Source organism: Nocardioides xinjiangensis (assembly GCF_017916385.1).
In the GTDB taxonomy this organism is placed as follows: domain Bacteria; phylum Actinomycetota; class Actinomycetes; order Propionibacteriales; family Nocardioidaceae; genus Nocardioides; species Nocardioides xinjiangensis.
Genome location: NZ_JAFMSW010000001.1, coordinates 2,748,580 through 2,773,883 on the forward strand (window position 1 = coordinate 2,748,580; position 25,304 = coordinate 2,773,883).

Below are 25,304 nucleotides of genomic sequence, written 5' to 3' on the forward strand. Positions count from 1 at the left end.
GACCGCCTCGTCGGGATCGACGTGGCGCGGTGCCTGGCCCTGCTGGGCATGGCGGCCACGCACGTCCTGGAGCCCCGGGACGCCGACGGCTCCCTGTCCGTCGCGCAGTGGCTGGCGGGCGGGCGCGCGTCGGCCCTCTTCGCCGTCCTCGCCGGCGTCAGCATCGCCCTGGTGACGGGCCGGGGACGGCCGCTCAGCGGGAACGCGCGCGCCGAGGCCACCGTGGCGCTGGCGGTGCGGGCCGTGCTGGTCGCCGGGGTCGGGCTGCTGCTCGCCGGCCTCGACTCGGGGATCGCCGTGATCCTCACCTACTACGGCGTGCTCTTCGTGCTGGCGCTGCCGTTCCTCGGCCTCAGCGCCCCACTCCTCGCCGCCCTCGCCGCCGGCTGGGCGGTCGTGGCGCCGGTGGTGTCGCACCTCGTGCGGCCGCACCTGCCGGGGCGCGGGTTCGACAGCCCCTCACCGGAGCAGGTCGTCGACGACCCCGCCGGGTTGCTCGCCGAGCTCACCTTCACCGGCTACTACCCGGCGGTGCCGTGGCTCGCCTACGTCCTGGCCGGCATGGCGATCGGCCGCCTGGACCTCTCCTCGCGCCGGCTGGCCGCCGTGCTCGCCGTCGGGGGCGCGGCCCTCGCCGTGCTGGCCACCGCGGCGTCGCGGTGGTCCACCGCGCGACCGGCGGTGCGGGAGGCGCTGATGACGGACCCGCCGGCGCGCGACGACGGCGCCGGGGCCCTCCTGGACCGCATCGGCGAGGGCCTGTACGGCACGACGCCGGCAGGCGGGGCGTGGGAGTGGCTGCTGGTCGTGGCCCCGCACTCCGCCACCCCGTTCGACCTGGCGCAGACCATCGGCGCGGCGTTCCTCGTCATCGGCACCGTCTCGGTGGTCGTGGAGTCGCTCGGACCGCTCGCCCGGCGCAGCACGGCCCTGTTCTTCGGTGCCGGGACGATGACCCTCACCCTCTACGCCGTCCACGTCGCGGCCCGCGCGCCCGACGTGCTCCCCGACGACCTGCGCGACAGCTACCTCTTCCACGTGCTGCTCATCCTCGGTCTCGGCCTGGTGGTGAGCGGCCTGGGCCGCCGCGGACCGCTGGAGGGCGCTGTCGGGGCGGTCTCCCGGCTCGCCGCCGGTCGGGCGGCCGCGCGGCGCCCGGACGGCGAGCGCCCCGACGGCGAGCGGTCCGGCGGCGAGGGGCCCGGCGGGCCTAGGGTCGGAGCGTGACGACTCGATGGGGCATCGCGGGCACCGGCGGCATGGCGGAGGCCTTCCTCGCCGACTTCGAGCACGTCCCCTCCGCGGAGGTGGTCGCCATCGGCAGCCGCAGCCGGGCGCGGGCGGGGCAGCTCGCCGACCGCTGGGGCGCCACCGGCATGACCAACGGTGAGCTCGTCGCCGCCGACCTCGACGTGCTCTACGTGGCCACCCCGCACGCGCAGCACCGCGACATCGCCCTGGCAGCGATCGGCAACGGCATCCCGGTGCTCGTGGAGAAGTCGTTCACCGTGACGCTGGCCGGCGCGGAGCAGGTCGTGGCGGCCGCCCGCGCGTCGGCGGTCTTCTGCATGGAGGCGATGTGGACCCGCCTGCTCCCGGCCGTCCTCCGCGCCCGCGCGCTCGTCGCCGCCGGTGAGATCGGCGAGGTCGTCGCCGTGCACGCCGACCTCGGCGCCCACCGCCCCTACGAGCCCGGCCACCGGCTCTTCGACCCCGCCCTCGGCGGCGGAGCGGTGCTCGACCTGGGCGTCTACGTGATCTCGCTGGCCCAGCACTTCCTCGGCGCCCCGGACCGGGTGCGGGCCACCGGCACGCTGTTCCCCAACGGCGCCGACGCGACCGCCTCGATCTCGCTGGCCTACGACGACGGCCGCGGTGCCACGCTCGCCACGTCGCTCACCGCGCAGACCGCGTGCCACGCGGTCCTGGTCGGGACGAACGGCTCGATCGAGATCGGCCCGCCGTTCCACCACCCCGACCGGCTCGTCGTGCGCCGCGCCGGTCAGGCCGCCGAGGAGCTGGTCGTCCCTCGCACCGGACGCGGCTACGCCCACGAGATCCGCCACGTCCAGGAGTGCCTGTGCGACGGGCTCCTGGAGAGCCCGGTGGTGCCCCTCGACGACACGCTCGCCGTGCAGCGGGTGATGGACGAGGCCCTGGCGCAGCTCGGCGGCGTCGCGCCGGTCGAGGGCGCCGTGGCGGGCGTCTCCGCCTGAGGTCGGCGGGCGAGGCGGTCGTGGACCGCCTCGTCCCTCACTCGGCGACGCGGCCGCGCAGCGACTTGGTGCGGCTGCGCAGCTTCTTCTCCCGCAGCCGCCGCTCCTTCGCGCCCCGGCTCGGCCTGGTGGGGCGCCGCGGCGGCGGTGGCGGCGCGAGGGCGTCGCGCAGCAGGCCGGCGAGCCGCTCCCGCGCCGCGACGCGGTTGCGGTGCTGGGAGCGGTGCTCCGAGGCGGCGACCGCGACCACCCCGCCGGGCCACCGGCGCAGGGCGCGCGCCCGCTGCGCCGGCGTGAGGCTGCTCGCCGACCGGACGTCGTACTCCAGCTCGACGCGGCTGTCGGTGGTGTTGACCGACTGGCCGCCGGGGCCGGGCGAGCGGGAGAACCGCTCGACCAGCTCGGCCGCCGGCACGACGAGGCCCTCCGGCAGTCCCGGGCCCGGCGGGACGTGGAGGTCACGCATCCGTCCATTCAACCGTGCTCGGCCGAGCCCGAGGTCCGGACGGGGGTGTCGAGGCCCGCGACGGTCTGCCTAGGGTTCGCTGGTGACCGTTGACGACTCCCGACTGCACTCGATCTACGACCTCGTCGTGCGCCGCAACCCGGGCGAGGACGAGTTCCACCAGGCCGTGCGCGAGGTGCTCGACAGCCTCGGCCCGGTCGTCGCGCGACACCCGGAGTACGCCGACGCGCGGGTGATCGAGCGCATCTGCGAGCCCGAGCGGCAGATCATCTTCCGCGTCCCGTGGGTCGACGACTCCGGCCGGGTGGAGATCAACCGGGGCTTCCGCGTGGAGTTCAACTCCGCGCTCGGTCCCTACAAGGGCGGCCTGCGCTTCCACCCCAGCGTCTACCTCGGCATCGTGAAGTTCCTCGGCTTCGAGCAGGTCTTCAAGAACGCGCTCACCGGCATGCCGATCGGCGGGGGCAAGGGCGGCTCGGACTTCGACCCCAAGGGCCGCTCCGACGCCGAGGTGATGCGCTTCTGCCAGTCCTTCATGACCGAGCTCTACCGCCACATCGGCGAGTACACCGACGTCCCGGCCGGTGACATCGGCGTTGGGGGCCGGGAGATCGGCTACCTGTTCGGGCAGTACAAGCGGATCACGAACCGCTACGAGTCCGGGGTGCTCACGGGCAAGGGGACCGGCTGGGGCGGATCGGCGGTGCGCAAGGAGGCCACGGGCTACGGCACCGCGTTCTTCGTGCAGGAGATGCTGCGCGAGCGTGGCGAGTCGCTCGACGGCAAGCGGGTCGTGGTCTCGGGATCGGGCAACGTGGCGATCTACGCGGTGGAGAAGGTGCACGCCCTCGGCGGGACCGTCGTGGCGGTCTCGGACTCGGCCGGCTACGTCGTGGACGAGACGGGTGTCGACCTCGAGCTCCTCAAGCAGCTCAAGGAGGTCGAGCGCGCGCGGATCAGCGAGTACGCCGAGCGCCGTCCCGCGGCGTCGTACGTCGCGGGCGGCTCGATCTGGGACGTGCCGTGCGACGTGGCGCTGCCGTGCGCCACCGAGAACGAGCTCGACGAGTCCGCGGCCCGGACCCTCGTGGAGCAGGGATGCACGGTGGTGGCCGAGGGCGCCAACATGCCGACGACGCCCGCCGGCGTGGCGGTCTTCGTGGACGCGGGGGTGCTCTTCGCCCCGGGCAAGGCGGCCAACGCCGGCGGCGTCGCGACCAGCGCGCTGGAGATGCAGCAGAACGCCTCGCGCGACTCCTGGACCCACGAGCACGCCGAGTCCCGGCTGGCCGAGATCATGGCCGGCATCCACGCGCGGTGCGCCGAGGCCGCCGACGACTACGGACGGCCCGGTGACTACGTGCTCGGCGCGAACGTGTCCGGCTTCCTCCGGGTCGCGGACGCCATGCTCGCGATGGGCGTCGTCTGAGGCGCCCCCGGTCACCGGCCCCGTCTGCGCCACTCGATCGCGGGGCAGGTGTCCATCACCATCGGGACGCCGGCGGCCACCGTGCGCTCGAACGCCGCCTCGTCGACCACGCCGAGCTGGAACCACACGCCGCCGGCGCCGATGCGGACCGCCTCGTCGGCGAACTCGCCGGCAGCCGAGGAGCGCCGGAAGACGTCGACGACGTCGACGGGGAACGGCACGTCGGCGAGGGTGGCGTAGCCCTGCTCCCCGAGCACCGGCTCGGCACCGGGGTCGGCGAACTGCGGGTGCACCGGGACGATCCGCTTGCCGCGCTGCTGGAGCAGGGCGGCGATGGAGTACGCCGTGCGCGACGGGTCGCCCGACAGGCCGACCACCGCCCAGGTGGCGGCCTCGTCGAGCATCCGGTCGACGGTCTCGGGATCCTGCCAGCGATGGCGCGCGGCGCTCGACGTGGTCATGACCACACCGTAGACGGCTGCTCCAGAAAGCATGGACGTCCTACAATTCGGCCATGAGCGAGTTCCCGTTGTACGCCCTCTCCGAGGAGCACCAGGCCATCCGGGAGGCCGTCCGCGCGGTCGCCGACGCCAAGATCGCGCCGTACGCCGCGGCGGTCGACGAGGAGGCGCGCTACCCGCACGAGGCGGCCGAGGCGCTGCTGGCCTCCGACTTCCACGCACCCCACGTGCCGGAGGAGTACGGCGGCGCCGGTGCCGACGCGCTCGCCACGGTGCTGGTGATCGAGGAGGTCGCGCGCGCGTGCGTCTCGTCCTCGCTGATCCCCGCCGTCAACAAGCTCGGCTCGCTGCCGGTGCAGATCGCGGGCTCCGAGGAGCTCAAGAAGCGCTACCTGGGAGCGCTCGCTCGCGGCGAGGGCGGGTTCTCCTACTGCCTCTCCGAGCCCGAGGCCGGCTCCGACGCCGGCGGGATGAGGACCCGGGCCGTGCGCGACGGCGACGAGTGGGTCATCGACGGCGTGAAGCGCTGGATCACCAACGCCGGCGAGTCGGAGTTCTACACCGTCATGGCGGTCACCGACGCCGAGAAGAAGACCCGCGGCGGCATCTCCGCCTTCGTCGTGGAGAAGTCGGACCCGGGCGTGTCCTTCGGCGCGCCGGAGAAGAAGCTCGGCATCAAGGGGTCCCCGACCCGCGAGGTCTACCTCGACAGGGTCCGCGTCCCCGCGGACCGGATGATCGGGGAGGAGGGGACGGGCTTCGCCACGGCCATGAGGACCCTCGACCACACCCGGGTCACGATCGCCGCCCAGGCCGTCGGTGTCGCGCAGGGAGCGCTCGACCACGCGCTGGGCTACGCCAGGGAGCGCCAGCAGTTCGGCAGGCCGATCGCCGACTTCCAGGGCCTGCAGTTCATGCTCGCCGACATGGGCATGAAGGTGGAGGCCGCGCGGCAGATGACCTACGCCGCCGCCGGCCGCTCCGAGCGCGGCGACGACGACCTCACGTTCTTCGGGGCCGCGGCCAAGTGCTTCGCCTCCGACGTCGCGATGGAGGTCACCGTCAACGCCGTGCAGGTGCTCGGCGGCTACGGCTACACCCGCGACTACCCCGTGGAGCGGATGATGCGCGACGCCAAGATCACCCAGATCTACGAGGGCACCAACCAGGTCCAGCGCATCGTGATGGCCCGCCAGCTGCTGGCGGGCGTGCAGTCCGAGCTCTGAGAGGGCCCGCCGGGTGACGGGTCGACCGGCCGATCCTCACCACCGCCGCGTCGGCATACTGGGCGCGTGACACGCCTCCTCCGGTACGCCGTCCCGCTGACCCTGGGCGCCGTCGTGCTGGCCGGTTGCAGCGGAGGCGACGACGGCCGGGTCGAGGCCGGCCACACGCACGCGCCGGGGCAGGGCCACACGTCCCTCCCTGTCGGCGACGGGACCCGCGTCAGCGAGGTCGGCTACTCACTCGCGGGCCTGCAGGTCCGGCAACAGCCCGGGGGCACCGGCGAGGTGCGCTTCCGCATCCACGACTCCGAGGGCGAGCCGGTCACCGACTACGTCGAGGAGCTCACCAAGGAGCTGCACCTCTACCTCGTCAACGACGAGCTCACCGTGTTCCGTCACCTGCACCCCACCCGCGACGCGGACGGCACGTGGTCCGCGCCCTTCGACGTCCCCGACGCCGGCGCCTACCGCGTGGTGGCCGAGTTCGTCGCGGTGGACGAGGGCGGCAACGGCGACCACGTCGTCCTGGGCCGGCCGATCGCCATGCCCCCGGGCGATCCCGGCGACACCGCGGCCGAGGACCGGGCCGTGTCGGTGACCGTCTCCGAGGCGCCGACCGCCGGGCTCGACGGCGAGCTGGGTCTCGTCGTGCGCGACGCCGCCGGACGGCCGGTCGAGCTCGGCACGTACCTGGGCGCCTACGCGCACGTCACCGGCTTCCACCGCGAGACAGGGGCGATGGTGCACCTGCACCCGCTCGGCGCGCCGGACGTGACCGAGGACGGCTCCGAGCTGACCTTCCACGCCGAGATCCCCGACCCCGGCGACTACCGCCTCTTCGCGCAGGTGCGGGTCGACGGCTTCCTGCACACCGTGCCGGTGGAGCTCACGGTCGCACGGTCAGCCTGACGGTCGTCACGGGGTTCTCGAACCGGCTCAGCTCGACCCCGACCTGCACCTCCCACACGCCGGCGCGCGGGACCACGACCTCGCCCCGGTAGGTGCCCGCGGCGATGGGCGTGACCGCGACAGCGCCGATGTCGAGCCCCTCGGTGCGCAGCTCGACGACCGGAGTGGCGGGCGGGTCGTACGGCTCCCCGGCCGCGTCCTGCACCTGCACGAGCAGCGCGTTGCTGCCGGTGCGCCTCGGGTCCATGACCGCGAGCACCCGCAGGTCGCCCAGGGAGGCCGTGCCCACGCCGGTGGCACCGGACTCCGCCTGCACGGGAGCGGGACGGGGGGACTGGTTGACCAGGACGCCCGTCACGCCGAGGAGGGCGACGAGGAGCACGGCCTCGACGCGCACCGTCCGGGTGACCGCGGCGGCGGCGGCCTCGCGGTCGCCGAAGCCCGTCGCCCGGCGGACCGCGGGGAGGGTGCGCCAGCGGTTCCACCCGCCGAGGCCGGCGACCAGCAGCGCGATCCCGACCTTGGCGAGCAGCAGCCAGCCGTAGCGCGTCTCCACGAGTCCGGTCAGCGAGCCCAGGATCCGCCAGCCGAGGAACGTGCCCGTCGCGGCGACCGCGAGGAGCACGCCCCCGGCCAGCGTGGAGAAGCGCGCCAGGGTCTGCGCGGCGAGCACCTCGCGGCCCGACAGGGCACGCAGCGTCAGCACCAGGCCGACGAGGCCACCGAGCCAGACGGCCCCCGCGGCGACGTGCAGGACGTCGGCCGCGACCAGCAGCGGCGACGGGGTGAAGGCCCGGCTGTGGCCGACCAGCGCCGGCCCTGCGAGAGCCACGACGGCCCCGGCGACGAGGAGCCGCCCCCGGGTGCGGTCCGGCGGCGCGGCCGAGGCGGCCCAGGCGACGAGGCCGAGCCCCGCCGCGAGGAGGGCCGCGGCCAGGACGTCGTTCGCGACGAGACCCAGGTCCACGGCGCTCGGCGAGCTGTGGAGGTCGAGGCCCTGGGCGTAGACCGACGCCACCGGCACCAGGAGGACCGCGCCCGTCACCCCGGCCAGGGCGGCGTACCTCGTCCAGAGGCGGAGCCGGGTCCGGACGTCGGGACCGGCCCACGAGCGTGGCAGGACCAGCGCGGTGAAGAGCGCGAGCCCAGCGGCGAGGAGCAGGCCGACGAGGGACGTCACGGTGAGCGCGTCACGCAGCACCGTGACGCTGCCGGGGGAGGCCTGTGCCTCGGGCGGCGGGGTGACCGACGCGCTCGGGGCGCCGACGGAGAAGGTCAGCGCCCCCGAGATCGGGTGGCCGTCGCCGGAGAGGACGTTCCACGACACGACGTACGTGCCGTCCGCCAGGTCCGCCGCCCCCGTGAGCCCGACCCTGACCTCCGTGCCGCCGGCCGTGGCGGTCGACGGCACGGCGCCGCCCGCGGCGTCGTAGACCGCGATCTCCTGGGCGGTGAGCCGCACCGGCTCGTTGAAGGTCAGCGTGACCGTCTCGGGCGCCGTCTGCACGACGGCGCCCTCGGCGGGGTCGGTCTCGATGAGCTCCGCGTGCGCGGAGGCGGGCGTCGCCCCGAGGAACACGAGCGCGAGCGCGACCAGCGCGGCGGCGACCGAGGCCCGTCCGGTGGAGGGGTTCCGGTGCCGCCGCGCCGGGCGCGCCGCCGCGGTCACGACCTGCGCGTGCGGGCCAGGGCGAGTCCGCCCGCGGCGAGCCCCGCCAGGCCCGCGACCAGGCCGGCCCACCCGAGGGCCGAGGTGCCGTCCTCGTCGTCGGCGGCCGCGTCCGCGCTCCCGGCCGCACCTGCGGCTTCGGCTGCGTCGTCGGCCTCGGCCGTGGTGTCGTCCGCGGTCCCGGCCGTGGCGTCGTCGTGGCCGGTCCCCTCGGCCGCCGGCAGCACCTCGAACGACGGGGCCGGGGCCTCGAGCTCGTCCTCGTCCTGCCCGTCGGCCGGGACCTGCGTCCAGCCGGTCTCGCCCTCCCGGCAGGTCTGGATCGTCGGCCAGGCGAGCGTCTCGCCCGCGGCGTCGGGGACCTGGAAGGACAGCTCGAAGGTGTCGCGCTGGCCGTCGGGGAGCGGGGTCGTGGCGGTGTAGACGACCGACGCGGTGCGTTCCGTGACCTCGTTGCCGTGGCCGTCGGCCACCGGCTCGTCGAGCTGCGCGGTGGTGGTCTCGACGTCGTAGAACGGGTTGCGGGTCGGGGTCACCGACAGCACCGACTCGGGGACCTGGATCTCGACCTTCGTGGTGGGCGAGCCCTCGCAGCCGTGCGGGACGCTGAAGGTGGCGATCGTGTAAGCGCCGGCCGAGGCGTCGGAGACGGTTGCGCTGACGTGCGCGCCGGCGGGCGCGGCGAGCGAGAGGGCGATGGCCGCGGTGGCGGCCGGGAGCGCGCCGAGGCGCGCGATCGTGCGGATGGACATGTCTCTCCTGGGGCGTGGTGCGGGTCTGAGGTCGCTGGAGCCACCCGAGCCCGTGGCGGGCTCAGGCGGACGGGACCGCTAGGGGTGGCCCGCGCCGCGGGGAGACGAGGAGGTGGACGAGGGACGGGCGTGCGGGCGCGCCGGCCGGCGGTCGCGGCAGCCAGCTCGCCACGAGCAGGGTCGGGTGCTCGCCCAGGGAGACGGCGTACGACGCGGCGCGCCGGCCCGCCCACCACAGGACGGCGGTGACCAGCGTGACGACGAGGTGGGCCAGGCCCATCTGCCAGGTCCAGCCGGCGTCGCCGGGAGGAGCCGCCGGCGCCGGCGGGTGGTGGTGGGCGACCAGGCCGAACGACTCGTGCACGCCGAGCTGGGCGATCGCCACGACCGGCAGCAGCGCCCACCCCGGCACGTCCCGGCAGAACACCAGGAGGCTGCTCGCGAGCACGACCGCCGCGACCAGCGAGAGCCCCGGGCCGGTCGGCACGTCGCCGCCGGCCCAGGTGTGGGCGGAGGCGGCGCTCGTCACGGTCACGGCGGTGGCGGCCGCGGCCCGCGCGAGGGCGTGCGGCGCACGCGCCTTCACCACTCGCGTCGACCTCACGAGGGACATGCTCGCAGACGGGGCCGCACGGCCCCGTCGCGCTCCAGCCGGGCCCGGGTCTACCAGCCGTGCGAGCGGCGTGGCCGCCGGTAGTCGGCGTGTCCGTGGGGCGGAGCACAGCCCATGCCCCGGCGGCGACCGGTGAAGAACATGAGGGGGAACACCAGCAGCCACAGCGGGGCGCCCAGCAGGATGCTCAGCGCCAACAGCAGCGCCAGGACCGGGAGGAGCGGGACCCGGGAGCGGCTCCCCGCCGGGTGCTGCGACCGCGCCACCGTCCTCGCCGGCTGCGGTGCCTCGAGCCGGGGGAGGTCGCTGAAGAGCACGGCCAGGTCGGCCCGGGTCCGCGCCGTCCAGATGGCGTCGAGCCGCTCGTCGTACTCCTCGTGGTCGAGGCGGCCGTCGGCGTAGTGCATCGCGAGGTCCGCCATCGCCCGCTCGCGGTCGCTGTCGGCGATGCGCAGGCGCGGGTCGGGGGCGGTCATCGCTCGCCGTCCCGTCCGTCCGCGAGGATGCCGTAGAGACGACGGCGGGTGTCGACGAGCACGTCGAGGGCGGCCCGGCGCTGCTGCTCCGAGCCCTGGGTGACCAGCTGCCACACCGCGCTGACGACCTGGCCGATCTCGCTCTTGATGTCGGCGTGCCCGGACGGCTGGTCCGCGACCGCCTGCTCGGTGCGGGCGAACGGGGCCCAGACCGCTGCGAGGTCGGCGGCGTTGTCCTCGGCCCAGGCGGCGCCGGCGTCGGTGAGCCGGATCGTGCGGCGCCCCCGCGCGTCGTCGGACTCCACCAGCCCCTCGTCCTGCAGCTGCTGGATGGTCGGGTAGACCGAGCCGGGGGAGGGGCGCCACTCGCCGTTGCTGAGCTCGGCGATCTCCTGGATGACCTGGTAGCCGTTGATCGGCTCGTCGGCCTTGCGGGCGCGGTGCAGCACGTCGACGATCGCCGTGCGGACGTCGCCGCGGCGGACCCGCGGGCCGCGCTGCTGCGGGCGCTGCGGGGCGCTCGTGAAGCCGAAGATCTCGCCGAGCCACGGCGGTGGGCCGCTCGGTCGGCGCCCACGACCGCCACTGAAGGCCTGTCCCCAGCTGCTCCAGTCGTTGGCGCTCGGGCGCCGGTGGTCGTCGCCGCGGTCGTTGCTCTCGGGCCAGTCGGCGCCGGGCCAGTGGTGTCCCATGTCGGTGCTCCATCGGGTGTCGGTCGGGGTGTCGGTCGGGGTGTCGGTCGGGGTGTCGGTCGGGTGTCGGTCGGGTGTCGGTCGGAGTGCAGGTGGGTGTCGGCGGACGTACCGGCGGCCGATGCCGGCCAGCGGCCTGGCCTATCGGTGACGTATCGCGATATATCGCTAGCGTACGCCCGGCCGGCGGTGGGGACAAGGCCCCCGTCGTCGATCCACGAGCCCGGGGAGCTGCGCCCGCAACCCGGGACCGGGTCGGGCAGGAACACCGCGATGCACTAGGTTCGCTGTTGCAAACAACTTGCAACAAGGAGGACCGTGCCCGTCGACACCGCCGTACGCGCTCCGGCGTCCGACGAGCGTGCGGGTGCCGACGACGTGCTCGGCCTCCGCGCGGCGCGCCGTCGCACGACCGCCTGGCTGGTCGCGCTGGCGGCAGGACTGCTCGCAACGGTCGTCGTGGCTGTCGCCACCGGCGCCGTCCCCGTGCCTGCCGGGACGGTCCTCCGGGTCGTCGCCCACCACCTGACCGGCTGGCCGGCGGAGCCCTCGTGGAGCGCTCCGGTCGACGCGATCGTGTGGCAGGTGCGTCTCCCGCGGGTCCTGCTCGGGGTGCTCGTCGGCGCGGGCCTGGCCGTCTGCGGCGTCGCACTGCAGGCCATGGTGCGCAACGTGCTGGCCGACCCCTACCTCCTCGGCGTCAACTCCGGCGCCTCCAGCGGCGCGGCGGCCGCGATCCTCTTCGGCCTCGGCGCGGGCGTCGTCGAGCACGCGCTGCAGGTGACCGCCTTCCTCGGCGCACTGGCCGCCTCCCTGCTCGTGCTGGTCGTGGCGCGGAGCGCCGGACGCGTGACGTCCGTGCGGCTGCTGCTCGCCGGCGTGGCGGTCGGCTACGCGCTCTACGCCCTGACCAGCTTCCTCATCTTCGCGTCGGGGTCCGCCGAGGGCGCGCGGTCGGTGATGTTCTGGCTGCTCGGCTCGCTCGGCCTGGCGACGTGGGGACTGCCGCTGGCCGTCGTCGGCGCCGTGGTCGTCGGCGCCACGGCGCTGCTCACCGTGTGGGGGCGCAGGCTCGACGCGCTCGCGGTGGGGGACGAGACCGCCCACACCCTCGGGGTGCGTCCCGAGCGGCTCCGACTGCAGCTGCTCCTCGTCGTTGCGCTGTGCGTCGGGGCGGTCGTCGCCGCCGCCGGCAGCATCGGGTTCGTCGGGCTCGTCGCGCCCCACCTCGCCCGCCGGGCCGTCGGCGGGACGCACGTGCGGGTGGTGGTCGTGGCCGCACTGATGGGCGCCATCCTCCTCGTCTGGGCGGACGTCGTGGCCCGCACGCTCTTCGCGCCGCAGGAGGTGCCCATCGGGATCGTCACCTCGCTCCTCGGCGCGCCCTTCCTGCTCGTGCTCATCAGCCGCCTGCACGCCGCCCACGCGTGACTCCCGACCCCACGCCCGCACCCATCCGCACCCACCTGAGCCCACCCGAGTCCACCTGAGCCTGAGGAGACCCGTGCCCGTGCCGACCCCGTCCCGACTCGTCGCCGCGGTGTGCCTGGCGGCTGCCCTGGCCGCCTGCGGCACCGGCGCCGCGAGCGAGGATCCCGCGCGGGCCGCCAGCGGGTCGTACCCCGTCACGGTCGCGAACTGCGGCGCGGACGTCACCTTCGAGCGGGCGCCCGAGCGCCTGGTGCTGCTGAAGAGCGCCGCCGTGCCCTTCCTGCACGAGCTGGGCGTGCTGGACCGGGTGGTGGCCCGCACCGGGCAGTACCCCGAGGAGTACTACGACGAGGAGGTCATCGCCGGGCTCGACGCGATCCCGCTGCTGACCGACGAGCTCGACAGCAGCGGCCACCTGCAGATCTCCCGGGAGGTCGTGATCAGCCAGGAGCCCGACCTCGTCCTCGGGCAGGTCGACAACCTCTCGCGGGAGAGCCTCAGCGCCGTCGGCATCCCGCTCGTCGAGGAACCGGCCCTCTGCGAGGCCGGCGGGGCGGAGCCGGGGTTCGGCGACGTGCGCGACCAGCTCGAGGCCTACGGCCGGGTCTTCGGCCGCGAGGCCCGGGCACGCGACGCGATCGCCCGGCTCGACGCCGACCTCGCGGACATCGCGGAGCGGGTCGGCGGCGGCTCCGGTCGCACCGCGGCCGTGCTCTACCCGACCGTCGGAGGAGGCACCACCTACGCCTACGGCACCCGCAGCATGGCGCACCCGCAGCTCGAGGCGGCGGGTCTGCGCAACGCCTTCGGCGACGTCGACGAGCGGGTCTTCGAGGTGACGCTGGAGGAGCTCCTGGGCCGTGACCCCGACGTGCTGGTCCTCCTGCACAGCGAGGGGGACCCCGCACCGGTCGCGCAGGCGCTCACCGGCCTGCCCGGCGCGGAGCGGCTGACGGCGGTGCGCAACAGGGACGTGATGACGCAGCTCTTCAACTTGACCGAGCCGCCCAGCCCGCTCGTCGTCGAGGGCCTCGAGCGGATCGTCGACAGGTTCGGAGCGGGCTCGTGATCGCCGTCCGGGACGTCTCGTGGGCCTACGGGTCGGCCCGCGTGCTCGAGTCGGTCTCGCTGTCCGCACCGCACGGGCGGGTGCTCGGGCTGATCGGTCCGAACGGGAGCGGCAAGACCACCCTGCTCCGCCTGCTGCACGGCGCGCTCACCAGCCCGACGGGCTCGGTGACGGTCGACGGCGAGCCGCTCACGCTGCTCCCGGCGCGCGAGGCGGCGCGGCGGGTGGCCGTGGTCGTCCAGGAGTCCGGTGCGGACAGCGCCCTGACGGTCGCCGAGACGGTCCTCCTGGGCCGCACGCCGCACCTCTCGTCCTTCCAGCGCGTCGGCCGGGCCGACCACCACGCAGCCGCCGAGGCACTCGCGCGGGTGGGTGGCGCCCACCTGGCGGGCAGGGCCTTCGCGAGCCTCTCGGGCGGGGAGCGGCAGCGGGTGCTCATCGCGCGTGCGCTCACGCAGGAGGCGACGCACCTGCTGCCCGACGAGCCGACCAACCACCTCGACATCCGCTACCAGCACGAGGTCCTCGGCCTGGTCGCCGACCTCGCCCACGACCTGCACCGGACGGTGGTCGTCGTGCTGCACGACCTGAACCTCGCGATCCGCTACTGCGACGACGTCGTCCTGCTCGGCGACGGCGGGATCGCGGCGACCGGCCCGGTGGCGGACGTGATGACGCCGGAGGTGCTGGAGCCGGTCTACGGCATCGGCATCGAGCGGGTCCGCGCCGGCGGCCGACTGCACCTGCTCCTCGACCCGCTCCCCGCCGGGTCGCACCAGCGACGCGACCTGCGTGACCACCCCAGCCCGCACTGCCGTCCCGAGGAGCACCGCACCGCATGAGCCACGCCGACACCCGCCTGCAGGACTCGATCAACGACTACTGGACCGAGCGCGCGCCGGCGTACGACGCCTACCAGCAGCGACCCGAGCGGCGCGACCTCGATCACCGCGTGTGGGCTCGGGTCTGGTCGTCGGTGCTGCCCCCGGCCCCGGCGGACGTGCTCGACGTGGGCACGGGGAGCGGCCACGTGGCCAGGCTGCTCGCCGGGCTCGGGCACCGCGTGACCGGGATCGACCTGTCCGCGGGCATGCTCGAGATCGCCACCCGCCACGCGGCGGGGGACCCGGCCCCGCCGCGCTTCCTGCCCGGCGACGCCGTCGATCCCGAGCTGCCCGCCTCGTCGTTCGACGCCGTCGTGGGTCGCTACGTGATGTGGACGCTGCGCGACCCGGAGCGGGCGGTGGCGAGCTGGCGACGACTGCTGCGGCCCGGCGGCGTGGTGGCCATGGCGGACAGCACGTGGTTCACCGACGGCCTGGGGGACCTCTACGGTGAGCGGCCCGAGGGGCACCTCCCCCTGGCCGATGCCGGCAGCATCGACGAGGTGCGCGACGCGATGGTCCGCGGCGGACTCGTCGACGTCACGATCACGCCGCTGCACGACGTGCTCGAGCTCGACCGCGCGCACGGCGTCGCGCCCGGGCACGAGGTGCGGCTGCAGCACCTGCTCGTCGGTCGCCGGGGCTAGCGGGCGCGCCCCGTCGGGGTGCAGGCGCGCTTCGGCACCGTCGAGTCCTCGATGATCGCGTCGAACAGCGCCGGGGCCCGGTCGGGGTCGGCGACGAGCCGGTTGGGGTCGCTCGGGGCGGGCAGGTTGGGCATCGTGCAGGTCTGGCTGTCGCCGGTCATGGCGAGGGCGAACCTGCCGAGGTCGAGCGGGTTCATCTCCTCGTCGACGCGGATGGCGCCCGACGCGGCGGCGTTGATCTGCCAGTAGCGCACCGGGTTGACGAAGGTCCACGGCGACAGCGCCTCGTCGCCGAGCGCGCTGATGACCTCGCGCTGGCGGGCCACGCGGTCGAGGTCGCTGAGCGCGGTCACGTGGCGCGAGCGGGAGTACGCCAGCGCGGTCAGGCCGTCGACCTCCTGGCAGCCCTTCTCGATGTCGAGGCGCGCCATCGGGTCCCTCATGTCCTGCTTCGGGCAGATCTCCACGCCGCCGAAGGCGTCCACCGTGTTGATCACGCTGCCGAAGCCGAGCTCGACGTAGTGGTCGATGTGGATCCCCGTCAGCTGCTCCACGCTGGCGACGAGCAGGGGAGGCCCGCCGGTCGAGAACGCGGAGTTGATCATCGCGGTGCCCTGGCCGGGGACCTCGGTGAGGGTGTCGCGGGGGATCGACATCATCGTCCGGCCGGCGGAGCCGGTGTGCAGGACGATGATCGTGTCGGTGTTGGTGCCGCCCCGCTCCCCGGTCCGCAGCGCCGCGCGCTGCTCGTCGCTGAGGTCGTCGGCCTTGTCGGAGCCGACGATGAGGTAGTTGGTGCCGGGCTGGTCGCTCGGCCGGTCGCCGCTCGGCGCCGCGTCCACCTTGTCGATCGCCGTCCAGTGGTAGAGCGGCACGCCGACGAGGTAGACGAGCAGCAGCAGGAGCAGCAGCGGGACGAAGCCCAGCCGGAGGCGCGGGCGCCACCGACGCCTCGGCCGCGGGGCGGCCGCCGGCGTGCGGCCCGTCGGCGGCCGGCCGCCGGACCCGCTGCCGCCGCCACGCGCCTCGCGACGGGCCACCGGCATGACCCGGGTCTCGTCGGGCCGGGCGTCCCGGTCGCCCGCCTGCGCCGGCACGCGCTGCGTGGCGTCGCTCGGCGGCGTCTGCGACTGGCTCCCGTAGAGCCAGTCGTACTCGGGTGTTCCCTTCTCGGGCATCCCGGAGCCCTGCGGACGATCAGCCATGGGGAGGGACGCTACCGTGCGCAGCATGAGCGCAGCCCGACCGACGTCGTACAGCCGGGTGAGCCTCGGGATCATGGCGCACTCCAGCGAGGCCAACCTCCTCGGCAACGTGCACGGCGGCGAGATCATGAAGCTGGCCGACTCCACCGCCGGGGCCGTGGCGCACCGGCACAGCGGCGGGCCAGCCGTCACTGCCGCGATGGACGAGATGACCTTCCTCGCGCCGGTGCACGTGGGCGACATCATCAAGACCTACGCCCAAGTCAATTGGGCCGGCACCTCCTCGATGGAGATCGGCGTGCGGGTCGAGGCGCAGCCGTGGGGCAACGCCTCCGACGAGCCGGTGCACGTCGCGAGCGCCTACTTCGTCTTCGTGGCCATCGACGACGACGGGAAGCCGCGAGCCGTGCCGCCCCTGGAGACCGAGACGCCCGGCGACGTACGACGGCAGCGCGAGGCCGAGATCCGCCGCGCCCACCGGCTGGCCCGCAAGGCCGAGATCGACGAGGGTCGCGAGGCCTGAGCCGCTGACGGGGCTGTCCCGGCGCGTCGCGGCGCTGTGGGACGGATGTGACTGGTGATACTGGGCGGGCTGACTTCCCCCAGCAGAGAGGTACCCCCGATGCCGCCCGTCCCGCCCTCCGGGTCGCACCAGCCGCGCACGACGCACCACCGCGCCCAGCGGGTGCGGTTCCGCCGCGCGGTGACCCTCATGGTCATGACGCTCGTCCTCCCCGGGTCGGCGCAGCTCGTGTCCGGCAACCGTCGGGTCGGGCGCTTCGCGACGTGGACCTGGCTCTCGCTGCTCGTCCTGGGCGTGCTGGCGGTCGTCACGTCGTACTTCTGGCACGGCCTGGCGTTCTGGGCCGGCACGAGCACCACGCTCCTGCAGGTGCTCCGCCTCGGCCTCGTCGCGCTCGCCCTCGGCTGGGCCTACCTCTTCGTCGACGCCTGGCGCCTGGGCCAGCCGCTGACCCTGCAGCGCCAGCACCGCCTCGCCGTGGTCGGCGTCAACGGGTTCCTGTGCTTCAGCGTCGCCGGCGCGCTCCTCTTCGGCGCCCACGTCGTCGGCGTGCAGCGCGACTTCATGATCTCGATGTTCGGCGAGGGGGACGCCGTCGACGCCGCCGACGGGCGCTACAACGTGCTGCTGATGGGTGGGGACTCCGGAGCCGGCCGCTGGGGCCTGCGGCCCGACTCGATGACGGTCGCGAGCATCGACGCCGAGACCGGCAAGACCGTGCTGATCTCGCTGCCGCGCAACATGCAGAACTTCCCCTTCGCGGAGGGCTCGGTGATGGACGAGCAGTTCCCCGACGGGTTCGACGTCGAAGGGATGTACCTCAACGGGCTCTCCACGTGGGCCCTCGACCACGCCGAGCTGTTCACGGGATCGAAGAACCCCGGCGTGGACGCCACGGTCCAGGGCGTCGAGGGCATCACCGGCCTCGACATCAACTACTGGGCGATGGTAAACCTCGAGGGCTTCAAGGACCTCGTGGACGCGGTCGGTGGCGTCGAGCTGACGGTGCGCCAGCCGATCCCCGTCGGGCTGCCCCACGAGAAGACCTTCCACTACATCGAGCCGGGCACCCGCGTCCTCGACGGGCACGACACGCTGTGGTTCGCCCGCGCCCGCGAGGGATCCGACGACTACTCCCGGATGGCCCGGCAGAAGTGCGTGATGAGCGCGATGCTGCAGCAGGTGAGCCCGCAGGTGGCGCTGCGCAACTTCGAGCAGATCGCCGGCGCGAGCTCGGCGATGGTCTCCACCGACCTCCCGCGCGGGGAGGTCGACCGCTTCGTCGACCTCGCGCTCAAGGCGCGAAGCCAGAAGATCGCGACGCTGTCGCTGGTGCCCCCGATGATCAACACCGCCGAACCCGACATCGCCCTCATCCACCGCAAGGTCGAGGCGGCGATCGCGAGGGCGGAGGGCCGCGCGCCCGCCGGCGAGCCGCCGGCGGAGACCGTCGAGGCGGCCGACGCGGGCGACCCCGGCGCGCCTCAGGACGGCGCCACGACCCCGCAGGACGTCGCCGCGTCGACGCCGGCCGCGCCGGCGACACCGAGCGCGCCCCCGGCCGTCACCGGAGGCTCCCTCGGCTCGCTCTCCACCGGCTACGCCGCGAACCAGTCGGAGGACCTCGGCGCGGTTTGCTGACGGTCCTCGCCCGGCCCCTAGGGTGTACGCGTGACCACCGGACCCCTGCCCCGCGTCGTCGCGGTGGTGGTCACCTTCAACCGGCTGCCCCTGCTCGAGCGGCTCGTCGAGCGCCTCGGCGAGGTCGACGGGCTGGCGGAGGTGCTGGTGGTGGACAACGCGTCGACCGACGGCACGGGGAAGTGGCTCGCGGCCCGGCCCACCACCGGTGAGATCCCGTTGCGGGCGCGCACCCTGCCCACCAACCGCGGCGGCGCGGGCGGCTTCCACGACGGCCTCGCCTGGGCGATCGACCGCGAGGCCGACCTCGTCTGGCTGATGGACGACGACGGGCTGCCCGACCTCGACTGCCTCGACCGGCTCCTGCTCGAGGACGACCTCGACTTCTGGGGCCCGCTCGTCGTGGACGAGGCCGACCCCGGGCGCCTGGTCTTCCCGATCCGGCTGCCGCGCACCACCCGGGTGGTGCACGCCGTCGACGACGTGCGGCGGGCGGCGCGGGGCGAGCGCATCGAGGGGATCGTCATCCCGTTCAACGGCGTGCTGGTGACCAAGGAGCTCGTGGACCGCATCGGGCTCCCGCGCGAGGAGTTCTTCATCTGGGGCGACGACCACGAGTACCGGCTTCGCGCCGAGGAGGCCGGCGCACGCGTCGCCACCGTGGTCACCGCGACGGTGCGACACCCCAGCGTCGGCAACCTCGGCACGCCCATGATGTTCGGGCGCACGACCTACAACGACTCGCCGAGCGACCTCAAGCACTACTGCATGGCCCGCAACAACCTCGTGAACCTGCGCGACTACCGCGGACCGCTGCACGCGATCGCGTTCGTGGTGAAGACCGCTTGGTTCTACACCTTCACCCGGCCCAGCCTGTCCCGGCTGCGACTGAGCCTGGGCGCGATGCGCGCCGGCATCGCCGGCGACTTCGACGGCCACCGGAGGTTCCTGTCGTGACGGCCCCGACCGCCCGGCCCGGAGGGGAGACGGTGGCGGTCGTCGTGGTGACCTACAACCGCGCCGACCTGCTCGTCGGCATGCTCGACGGGCTGGCCGCCCAGACGCACCGCCCCGACGCGGTGATCGTGGTCGACAACGCCAGCACCGACCACACCCGCGAGGTCCTCGACGCGCGCACGGACCTGCCGCTGGTCGTCACCACCAGCGAGACCAACCTCGGCGGGGCCGGCGGCTTCCACGCCGGCGTGCGGGCGGCGTACGACGGTGGCTGGGACCGCGTGTGGCTGATGGACGACGACGTGGTGCCCGCGCCCGACTGCCTCGAGCGGCTGCTGGCCGTCGACGAGGACTGCCTCATCGCGGTGCGCGAGGACACCTCCGGCGCGCTGGTGGAGAAGGCCGCCACCGACTTCGACCTGCGCAACCCGCTCGCGATCCGTCCCAAGCGCGCCGCCGTCGACACCGTGTACGCCGACCGCGCGTCGATGCCCGAGCTGGTCGAGGTGCACAACGTGGCCTTCGAGGGCTTCATGGCCCGGCGTGGCGTGGTGGCGGAGATCGGCTTCCCGGACCCCGCCTTCTTCATCTTCTACGACGACGCGGACTACGCCGTGCGGGCCCGTCACGCCGGCCACCGCATCTGGGCGGTGCGCGACGCCGTCCTGGTGCGCCAGCTCGACTTCGACCAGCAGCACGACCTCGCCGGGTGGAAGGGCTTCTACATGTACCGCAACCTCTTCGTGGTGCACCTGCGCCACGGGGAGAACGCGCTGGTCCGCCTCAAGCCGTGGCTGATCACCCTCGTCGTCGTCCTGCTCAGCCCGGTGCGAGGCGGGCGGGCCGAGGCCCGCAACGTGATCCGGGCCATGGCGTCGGCCCGGGGCATGCGCCGCCTCACCGGTTCGGCCCGACCCCCTCGTTAGACTTCAGTCCGCGTTTCTCACCCAAGGAGTTCATCCCTTGTCCCAGGGCCCCACCACCGTCACGGACCAGCTGCCCGACCTCGTCGTCGTCGGCGCCGGCCTGTTCGGCCTCACGATCGCCGAGCGGTGCGCCGAGGAGCTCGGCCTCCGCGTGCTGATCCTCGAGCGCCGCAGCCACCTCGGCGGCAACGCGTACTCCGAGCGCGACCCCGAGACCAACGTCGAGGTGCACAAGTACGGTGCGCACCTCTTCCACACCTCCAACGAGCGGGTGTGGGAGTACGCCAACCGGTTCACCTCGTTCACCGACTACCGGCACCGGGTCTTCGGCAAGTACCAGGGGCAGGTCTACTCCCTGCCGATGAACCTCGCCCTGATCAACCAGTTCTTCGGCAGGTCGCACACCCCCGACGAGGCCCGGGCCCTCATCGCGGAGCAGTCCAGCGAGATCGCCACCGAGGACGCCTCGAACCTCGAGGAGAAGGCGATCAGCCTCATCGGCCGCCCGCTCTACGAGGCGTTCATCAAGGGCTACACCGCCAAGCAGTGGCAGACCGACCCGACCGAGCTGAGCGCCGACATCATCACGCGGCTGCCGGTGCGCTACACCTTCGAGAACGGCTGGTTCAGCGACACCTACGAGGGCCTGCCGGTCGACGGCTACACCGCCTGGCTGACGAAGATGGCCGACCACCCGAACATCGAGGTCCGCCTCGAGACCGACTTCTTCGCGGTGGCCGACGACTACAAGGGCAAGGTCCCGATCGTCTACACCGGCCCGGTGGACGAGTACTTCGGCAACGCCGAGGGCCGCCTGTCGTGGCGCACGGTCGACCTCGAGGAGAGCGTCGTCGACACCGGCGACTTCCAGGGCACCGGCGTGGTCAACTACAACGACCAGGACGTGCCGTACACCCGCATCATCGAGTTCAAGCACTTCCACCCCGAGCGCGAGCGGACGCACCTGCCGGGCAAGAGCGTGATCGTCCACGAGTACAGCCGCTTCGCCGAGGAGGGCGACGAGCCCTACTACCCGGTGAACACCGCCGAGGACCGCGCCAAGCTGCTGAAGTACCGCGAGCGCGCCAAGGCCGAGCCGATGGTCCTCTTCGGCGGCCGCCTCGGCACCTACAAGTACCTCGACATGCACATGGCGATCGGTTCGGCGCTGTCGATGTACGACAACAAGCTCAAGCCGCACTTCACCGAGGGTGCCGAGCTGACGAGCGGAGGCATCGACGCATGACCACCACCAGCCAGACCACCGCCACGGGGACCGCGCCCGCCGCGGCCGGCACCGTGACCCGGCTGCTCCAGCGGCAGATCCTGCCCCTGGACCGCGACACCGACGTCTTCCCGCTCTACGTCGACCCGGAGGAGGCCAAGCTCGACACCGACCGCTACGCGGTGGGCGGCAACAAGGCGGCCAAGGACCTCAACAACGCGGCGATCCGCCAGTCGACCTCCACCGGCCGCAAGGTGCACCCCGACCAGATCCGCTCGCGCACCGCGCTGCGGCTCGAGCCGTCGCAGCTGCTGTCCTTCGGCACCTACTTCAACGCCTTCCCGGCGTCCTACTGGCGCCGCCACACCGTCGTGACCGAGGTCGAGCTCACGGTCTCCGTCACCGGTGCCGGCTCGGTCGTCACGGTCTACAAGTCGATGGCCCGCGGCCACTCGCAGCGGGTGGACGCCGCGACGGTCGAGGGCGACTCCGGCTCGTTCTCGTTCGTCCTGCCGCTCAAGCCGTTCGTCGACGGCGGCTGGTACTGGTACGACGTCGTCGCCGGCGACGACGGCGCCACGGTCGAGGGCGCCGAGTGGACCGCGCAGGTCCCGGCCGACCGCGCCGAGCACGGCACGGTCGACGTCTGCATCACCACGATGCTGCCCGACATGAGCGCCCAGCTCCTCGGCCAGCTCGGCGCGGCCGAGGAGCTCCAGCCCTACCTCGACACCGTCTTCGTGATGGACCAGGGCAAGGACAAGGTCACCGGCAGCGAGTACTTCCCGGCCGCGCAGGAGGGCCTGGGCGACAAGCTGCGGGTCATCGTGCAGGGCAACCTCGGAGGCTCCGGGGGCTACGCCCGCGGCCAGCTCGAGAGCGTCCGCAAGGGCACCGCGACGTACGCCATGATGATGGACGACGACGTGGTCTGCGAGCCCGAGGGCATCATCCGCGCGGTCACCTTCGGCGACCTGGCCAAGCGGCCGACGATCGTCGGTGGCCACATGTTCAACCTCTACAGCCGCTCCGAGCTGCACTCCTTCGGTGAGATCGTCCAGCCGTGGCGCTTCTGGTGGCAGACCCGCCTCGACGGCTACAGCCAGTGGGACCTCGGCGCGCGCAACCTGCGCTCCTCGCGGTGGCTGCACAAGCGCGCCGACGTCGACTTCAACGGCTGGTTCATGTGCCTGATCCCGCGCGTGGTCCTCGAGGAGGTCGGTCTCTCGCTGCCGGTCTTCATCAAGTGGGACGACTCCGAGTTCGGCCTGCGCGCCAAGGAGGCGGGCTACCCGACGGTGTCCTTCCCGGGCGCGGCCGTGTGGCACGTGCCGTGGACCGACAAGAACGACGGGGTGGACTGGCAGTCGTACTTCCACCACCGCAACCGCATCATCGCCGCCCTGCTGCACTCGCCCTACGAGCGCGGCGGCCGGATGGTGCGCGAGAGCTTCAACCACCAGGTCAAGCACCTGGCCTCGCTGCAGTACTCCACCGCCGAGCTGCGCCACCTGGCGATGGAGGACGTGCTGCGCGGCCCGCACGCACTGCACGGCGAGCTGGCGACCAAGCTCGCGGAGGTCAACGCGTTCCGCAAGCAGTTCTCCGACGCCCAGCTCCACACCGACCGCGACGAGCTGCCCCCGGTGCGCCGCAAGAAGCCGCCCAAGAAGGGCAAGTCCGACATCGAGATCCCCGGCCGGCTCAGCACCCTCGTCGCCGCCGGCCTGGCCCCTCTGCGCCAGCTCCGCCCGGTGCGCGAGATGGCGCAGGAGTTCCCGGAGACCGAGCTGAGCGCGATGGACGCCGGCTGGTACAACCTCGTCAAGTACGACTCCGCGGTCGTGTCGATGAACGACGGCAGCTCGGTCGCGTTCTACCGCCGCGACCCGGCGCGCTACCGCGACCTGATGAAGCGCACGATCGACATCCACCGTCGCTTCCACCGCGAGTGGCCCGAGCTCGCCCGGCAGTACCGCGAGTCCCTCGGCGCGATCACGTCCCCCGAGGCCTGGGAGAAGACGTTCGCCCCGTGGACGGACGGTGCGCCGGCGACGGCCCCCGACGGGAAGGACGGGTGAGCCAGCCCGGCGACACCCGCCCGGTCGAGGTCCGACACGACCTGGCCCACGTGCCGCTGTCGCCGCCGTCGCGGACGTCGGGCGTGCTCGAGGTGTTCCGGCGTCGCTACCTGCTGCGGCTCATGGTGCGCCGGGAGATCCGGGCGCGCTACGCCGGTACGGCGTTCGGCCTGGCGTGGTCGTACATCAATCCGTTCACCCGGTTCCTCACCTTCTACTTCGTCTTCGGCCTGCTGCTGGGTCGGGGGATGGGGCTGGAGAACTTCGCGATCCACCTGTTCGCGGGCATGGTGCTGGTCAACTACTTCACCGAGTCCGTGACCGCCGGCACCCGCTCGCTGCTCGCCAACAAGGGCGTGATCGCCAAGATGGCGATGCCGCGGGAGATGTTCCCGGTGGCGTCGATGCTCGTCTCGCTGTGGCACGCCGTGCCGCAGCTGATCATCCTCGTCGCCGCGTGCCTGGCCACCGGCGTCTTCGGCGACGGCCCGATGTGGGTGCCGGACGCCGTCGGGATGGGGGCGGCGTTCCTCGGCTTCCTGCTGATCATGGTCTACGGCACGGCCGCGGGGCTGATGTTCTCCTGCGTGAACGTGATCTTCCGCGACTTCCAGCGGATCGTGCAGACGTTCATCAACATCGTGCCGTTCACGGTGCCGATGATGTACCCCTACCACCTCATCGCCGACGGCGAGCGGATCCCGGCGGAGTACCACGACCTCTACGTCGCCAACCCCGTCGCCGAGGCGGTCATGCTCATCCAGCGCGGGTTCTGGTACCCCACGTGCGAGGGCCGGTGCGCCGTCGACCCGGCCACCGGGGCCGAGCTGCCGGAGTTCGTCTCCGACCTCTACACCCGCGGCTTCGTGATGCTGGGCATCGGCCTGGTGCTGCTCGCGCTGTCGCAGTTCGTCTTCTCCCGGCTGGAGAAGACCGTCCCGGAGCGCCTGTGATGACGCTCTCGCCCACGACGTCGATCGTCGTCGACAACGTCTCGAAGACGTTCCGCTACCAGTCGCACCCGACGCTGAAGAAGGTCCTGCAGGGCAAGCTGCGCGGGCAGTCGACCAGCGAGACGTTCAAGGCCCTCGACGGGGTCTCCTTCCAGGTGCAGCAGGGGGAGTCCATCGGGCTGATGGGTCTCAACGGCTCCGGCAAGTCCACCCTGCTCAAGCTCGTGAGCGGCGTCATGCGCCCCGACCAGGGCGAGGTCCTCACCCGGGGCCGGATCTCCGGCCTCATCGCGACCGGCGCCGGGTTCCACAACGAGCTCACGGGCCGCGACAACATCTACATGAACGCCGCGATGCTCGGCATGTCGAAGGAGGAGACCGACGCGAAGTTCGACGACATCGCCGCCTTCGCCGACGTCGGCCGCTTCCTCGACACCCCGGTCGGCAACTACTCCTCGGGCATGTTCGCCCGGCTCGGGTTCTCCGTGGCCGTGCACGTCGACTGCGACATCTTCATCGCCGACGAAGTCCTCGCGGTGGGGGACCGGCCGTTCAAGCGCAAGTGCCTCAAGCGCATGAAGCAGATCCGCGAGTCCGGCATCACGATGTTCTACGTCAGCCACTCCGCGGGCTCGGTGAAGCGCATGTGCGACCGGGCGATCGTCCTGGAGAAGGGCCGCCTCGGCTTCGACGGCGACGTCGACGAGGCGATCAAGTTCCTCCACTACGACGGCGACGACGACGAGCCCGACGGCGAAGAGGTCGAGGAGGACGAGCGCGACGACGCGCTCGCCAGCGACATCTGAGCCCCGCCTGCTGGCCCCCCGGTCGCCCCTGCGCCCCCGCCGCGCCC

The 25,304-nt window shown here is 73.2% G+C and carries 25 protein-coding genes; 17 read left to right on the forward strand and 8 right to left on the reverse strand.

All coding sequences use genetic code 11. The features are described from left to right. Positions 1 to 15 precede the first annotated feature (15 nt). Both J3P32_RS12955 and J3P32_RS18535 read left to right on the forward strand, forming a co-directional pair. Positions 16 to 1,227 carry a heparan-alpha-glucosaminide N-acetyltransferase domain-containing protein gene (locus tag J3P32_RS12955; protein ID WP_307861718.1) on the forward strand — a complete coding sequence of 404 codons (1,212 nt, stop codon included), beginning with the start codon at positions 16 to 18 and terminating at the stop codon, positions 1,225 to 1,227. Next, a complete protein-coding gene (locus tag J3P32_RS18535; RefSeq protein WP_307861686.1) occupies positions 1,224 to 2,216 on the forward strand; it encodes a Gfo/Idh/MocA family protein in 993 nt (330 codons plus the stop codon). Before J3P32_RS12955 ends, J3P32_RS18535 begins: the two co-directional genes overlap by 4 nt. Before the next feature lie 37 nt (positions 2,217 to 2,253). Here the strand turns inward: J3P32_RS18535 and arfB are convergent, their stop codons facing one another. Further along, positions 2,254 to 2,682, reverse strand: a complete 429-nt coding sequence (gene arfB / locus J3P32_RS12965) for an alternative ribosome rescue aminoacyl-tRNA hydrolase ArfB (protein ID WP_210440221.1) — start codon at positions 2,680 to 2,682, stop codon at positions 2,254 to 2,256. A 79-nt stretch (positions 2,683 to 2,761) separates the two neighbouring features. On the opposite strand from arfB, the gene gdhA reads away from it, so the two are divergent. After that, positions 2,762 to 4,111: an NADP-specific glutamate dehydrogenase gene (gdhA, locus tag J3P32_RS12970; RefSeq protein WP_246851098.1), complete on the forward strand. Its 1,350-nt coding sequence runs from the start codon at positions 2,762 to 2,764 to the stop codon at positions 4,109 to 4,111. Positions 4,112 to 4,122: 11 nt separating this feature from the next. Here gdhA and J3P32_RS12975 read toward each other — a convergent pair whose 3' ends face one another. Next, a complete protein-coding gene (locus J3P32_RS12975; RefSeq protein ID WP_210440223.1) occupies positions 4,123 to 4,572 on the reverse strand; it encodes a CoA-binding protein in 450 nt (149 codons plus the stop codon). A gap of 53 nt (positions 4,573 to 4,625) precedes the next feature. On the opposite strand from J3P32_RS12975, the gene J3P32_RS12980 reads away from it, so the two are divergent. Together J3P32_RS12980 and J3P32_RS12985 are read left to right on the forward strand one after the other, a co-directional pair. Continuing rightward, positions 4,626 to 5,798, forward strand: a complete 1,173-nt coding sequence (locus J3P32_RS12980; protein ID WP_210440224.1) for an acyl-CoA dehydrogenase family protein — start codon at positions 4,626 to 4,628, stop codon at positions 5,796 to 5,798. Positions 5,799 to 5,864: 66 nt separating this feature from the next. Beyond that, the gene (locus J3P32_RS12985; RefSeq protein WP_210440225.1) at positions 5,865 to 6,707 is read left to right on the forward strand and encodes a hypothetical protein; all 843 of its coding nucleotides are present in this window, start codon (positions 5,865 to 5,867) and stop codon (positions 6,705 to 6,707) included. On the opposite strand, the gene J3P32_RS12990 is transcribed toward J3P32_RS12985, so the two are convergent. From J3P32_RS12990 to J3P32_RS13010, 5 genes are all read right to left on the reverse strand, one after another. Then, complete coding sequence (locus J3P32_RS12990) at positions 6,685 to 8,376, reverse strand: copper resistance CopC/CopD family protein (RefSeq protein WP_210440226.1); 1,692 nt, start codon at positions 8,374 to 8,376, stop codon at positions 6,685 to 6,687. The genes J3P32_RS12985 and J3P32_RS12990 overlap by 23 nt on opposite strands. Beyond that, positions 8,373 to 9,128 (reverse strand): YcnI family copper-binding membrane protein, encoded by a 756-nt coding sequence (locus tag J3P32_RS12995; protein WP_210440227.1) that lies wholly within the window; start codon positions 9,126 to 9,128, stop codon positions 8,373 to 8,375. Before J3P32_RS12995 ends, J3P32_RS12990 begins: the two co-directional genes overlap by 4 nt. A 61-nt stretch (positions 9,129 to 9,189) precedes the next feature. Beyond that, entirely contained in the window at positions 9,190 to 9,732 is a 543-nt protein-coding gene (locus J3P32_RS13000) for a hypothetical protein (RefSeq protein ID WP_210440228.1), read from the reverse strand. Between the two features lie 59 nt (positions 9,733 to 9,791). Beyond that, positions 9,792 to 10,217, reverse strand: a complete 426-nt coding sequence (locus J3P32_RS13005; RefSeq protein WP_210440229.1) for a DUF1707 SHOCT-like domain-containing protein — start codon at positions 10,215 to 10,217, stop codon at positions 9,792 to 9,794. Further along, positions 10,214 to 10,909, reverse strand: coding sequence for a PadR family transcriptional regulator (locus tag J3P32_RS13010; RefSeq protein ID WP_210440230.1), 696 nt, complete (start codon positions 10,907 to 10,909; stop codon positions 10,214 to 10,216). The genes J3P32_RS13005 and J3P32_RS13010 overlap by 4 nt, the downstream gene beginning before the upstream one ends. 378 nt (positions 10,910 to 11,287) lie before the next feature. On the opposite strand from J3P32_RS13010, the gene J3P32_RS13015 reads away from it, so the two are divergent. From J3P32_RS13015 to J3P32_RS13030, 4 genes are all read left to right on the forward strand, one after another. Beyond that, positions 11,288 to 12,340, forward strand: coding sequence for a FecCD family ABC transporter permease (locus tag J3P32_RS13015; protein ID WP_210440798.1), 1,053 nt, complete (start codon positions 11,288 to 11,290; stop codon positions 12,338 to 12,340). 79 nt (positions 12,341 to 12,419) lie between these two features. Beyond that, a complete protein-coding gene (locus tag J3P32_RS13020) occupies positions 12,420 to 13,409 on the forward strand; it encodes an ABC transporter substrate-binding protein (RefSeq protein WP_307861687.1) in 990 nt (329 codons plus the stop codon). Next, complete coding sequence (locus J3P32_RS13025; protein ID WP_210440231.1) at positions 13,406 to 14,251, forward strand: ABC transporter ATP-binding protein; 846 nt, start codon at positions 13,406 to 13,408, stop codon at positions 14,249 to 14,251. Before J3P32_RS13020 ends, J3P32_RS13025 begins: the two co-directional genes overlap by 4 nt. Further along, entirely contained in the window at positions 14,248 to 14,940 is a 693-nt protein-coding gene (locus J3P32_RS13030; protein ID WP_210440232.1) for a class I SAM-dependent methyltransferase, read from the forward strand. Before J3P32_RS13025 ends, J3P32_RS13030 begins: the two co-directional genes overlap by 4 nt. Here the strand turns inward: J3P32_RS13030 and J3P32_RS13035 are convergent. Continuing rightward, positions 14,937 to 16,145: an LCP family protein gene (locus tag J3P32_RS13035; RefSeq protein WP_210440233.1), complete on the reverse strand. Its 1,209-nt coding sequence runs from the start codon at positions 16,143 to 16,145 to the stop codon at positions 14,937 to 14,939. The two genes, J3P32_RS13030 and J3P32_RS13035, sit on opposite strands and share 4 nt — an antisense overlap. Before the next feature lie 25 nt (positions 16,146 to 16,170). Between J3P32_RS13035 and J3P32_RS13040 the strand changes: the two genes are divergently transcribed. From J3P32_RS13040 to J3P32_RS13075, 8 genes are all read left to right on the forward strand, one after another. Further along, a complete protein-coding gene (locus tag J3P32_RS13040) occupies positions 16,171 to 16,668 on the forward strand; it encodes an acyl-CoA thioesterase (protein ID WP_246850115.1) in 498 nt (165 codons plus the stop codon). 99 nt (positions 16,669 to 16,767) lie between these two features. Beyond that, positions 16,768 to 18,309, forward strand: a complete 1,542-nt coding sequence (locus tag J3P32_RS13045; protein ID WP_210440235.1) for an LCP family protein — start codon at positions 16,768 to 16,770, stop codon at positions 18,307 to 18,309. Between the two features lie 30 nt (positions 18,310 to 18,339). Next, a complete protein-coding gene (locus J3P32_RS13050; protein WP_307807979.1) occupies positions 18,340 to 19,266 on the forward strand; it encodes a glycosyltransferase in 927 nt (308 codons plus the stop codon). Continuing rightward, entirely contained in the window at positions 19,263 to 20,192 is a 930-nt protein-coding gene (locus tag J3P32_RS13055; RefSeq protein WP_210440236.1) for a glycosyltransferase family 2 protein, read from the forward strand. Before J3P32_RS13050 ends, J3P32_RS13055 begins: the two co-directional genes overlap by 4 nt. 37 nt (positions 20,193 to 20,229) lie before the next feature. Next, positions 20,230 to 21,438 (forward strand): UDP-galactopyranose mutase, encoded by a 1,209-nt coding sequence (glf, locus tag J3P32_RS13060; RefSeq protein WP_246850116.1) that lies wholly within the window; start codon positions 20,230 to 20,232, stop codon positions 21,436 to 21,438. Next, positions 21,435 to 23,498, forward strand: a complete 2,064-nt coding sequence (locus tag J3P32_RS13065; RefSeq protein ID WP_210440237.1) for a glycosyltransferase — start codon at positions 21,435 to 21,437, stop codon at positions 23,496 to 23,498. Before glf ends, J3P32_RS13065 begins: the two co-directional genes overlap by 4 nt. Next, the gene (locus tag J3P32_RS13070) at positions 23,495 to 24,451 is read left to right on the forward strand and encodes an ABC transporter permease (protein WP_210440238.1); all 957 of its coding nucleotides are present in this window, start codon (positions 23,495 to 23,497) and stop codon (positions 24,449 to 24,451) included. The genes J3P32_RS13065 and J3P32_RS13070 overlap by 4 nt, the downstream gene beginning before the upstream one ends. Then, the gene (locus tag J3P32_RS13075) at positions 24,451 to 25,257 is read left to right on the forward strand and encodes an ABC transporter ATP-binding protein (RefSeq protein WP_210440239.1); all 807 of its coding nucleotides are present in this window, start codon (positions 24,451 to 24,453) and stop codon (positions 25,255 to 25,257) included. Before J3P32_RS13070 ends, J3P32_RS13075 begins: the two co-directional genes overlap by 1 nt. The last annotated feature ends 47 nt before the right edge of the window (positions 25,258 to 25,304 follow it).

What these genes read in the sequence shown, in the direction of transcription:
- arfB (WP_210440221.1), bottom strand. Translation starts at nt 2,682, where the DNA reads ATGCGTGACCTCCACGTCCCGCCGGGCCCGGGACTGCCGGAGGGCCTC.
- J3P32_RS12975 (WP_210440223.1), bottom strand. Translation starts at nt 4,572, where the DNA reads ATGACCACGTCGAGCGCCGCGCGCCATCGCTGGCAGGATCCCGAGACC.
- J3P32_RS12980 (WP_210440224.1), top strand. Translation starts at nt 4,626, where the DNA reads ATGAGCGAGTTCCCGTTGTACGCCCTCTCCGAGGAGCACCAGGCCATC.
- J3P32_RS12995 (WP_210440227.1), bottom strand. Translation starts at nt 9,128, where the DNA reads ATGTCCATCCGCACGATCGCGCGCCTCGGCGCGCTCCCGGCCGCCACC.
- J3P32_RS13005 (WP_210440229.1), bottom strand. Translation starts at nt 10,217, where the DNA reads ATGACCGCCCCCGACCCGCGCCTGCGCATCGCCGACAGCGACCGCGAG.
- J3P32_RS13010 (WP_210440230.1), bottom strand. Translation starts at nt 10,909, where the DNA reads ATGGGACACCACTGGCCCGGCGCCGACTGGCCCGAGAGCAACGACCGC.
- J3P32_RS13030 (WP_210440232.1), top strand. Translation starts at nt 14,248, where the DNA reads ATGAGCCACGCCGACACCCGCCTGCAGGACTCGATCAACGACTACTGG.
- J3P32_RS13035 (WP_210440233.1), bottom strand. Translation starts at nt 16,145, where the DNA reads ATGGCTGATCGTCCGCAGGGCTCCGGGATGCCCGAGAAGGGAACACCC.
- J3P32_RS13040 (WP_246850115.1), top strand. Translation starts at nt 16,171, where the DNA reads ATGAGCGCAGCCCGACCGACGTCGTACAGCCGGGTGAGCCTCGGGATC.
- J3P32_RS13045 (WP_210440235.1), top strand. Translation starts at nt 16,768, where the DNA reads ATGCCGCCCGTCCCGCCCTCCGGGTCGCACCAGCCGCGCACGACGCAC.
- J3P32_RS13065 (WP_210440237.1), top strand. Translation starts at nt 21,435, where the DNA reads ATGACCACCACCAGCCAGACCACCGCCACGGGGACCGCGCCCGCCGCG.
- J3P32_RS13075 (WP_210440239.1), top strand. Translation starts at nt 24,451, where the DNA reads ATGACGCTCTCGCCCACGACGTCGATCGTCGTCGACAACGTCTCGAAG.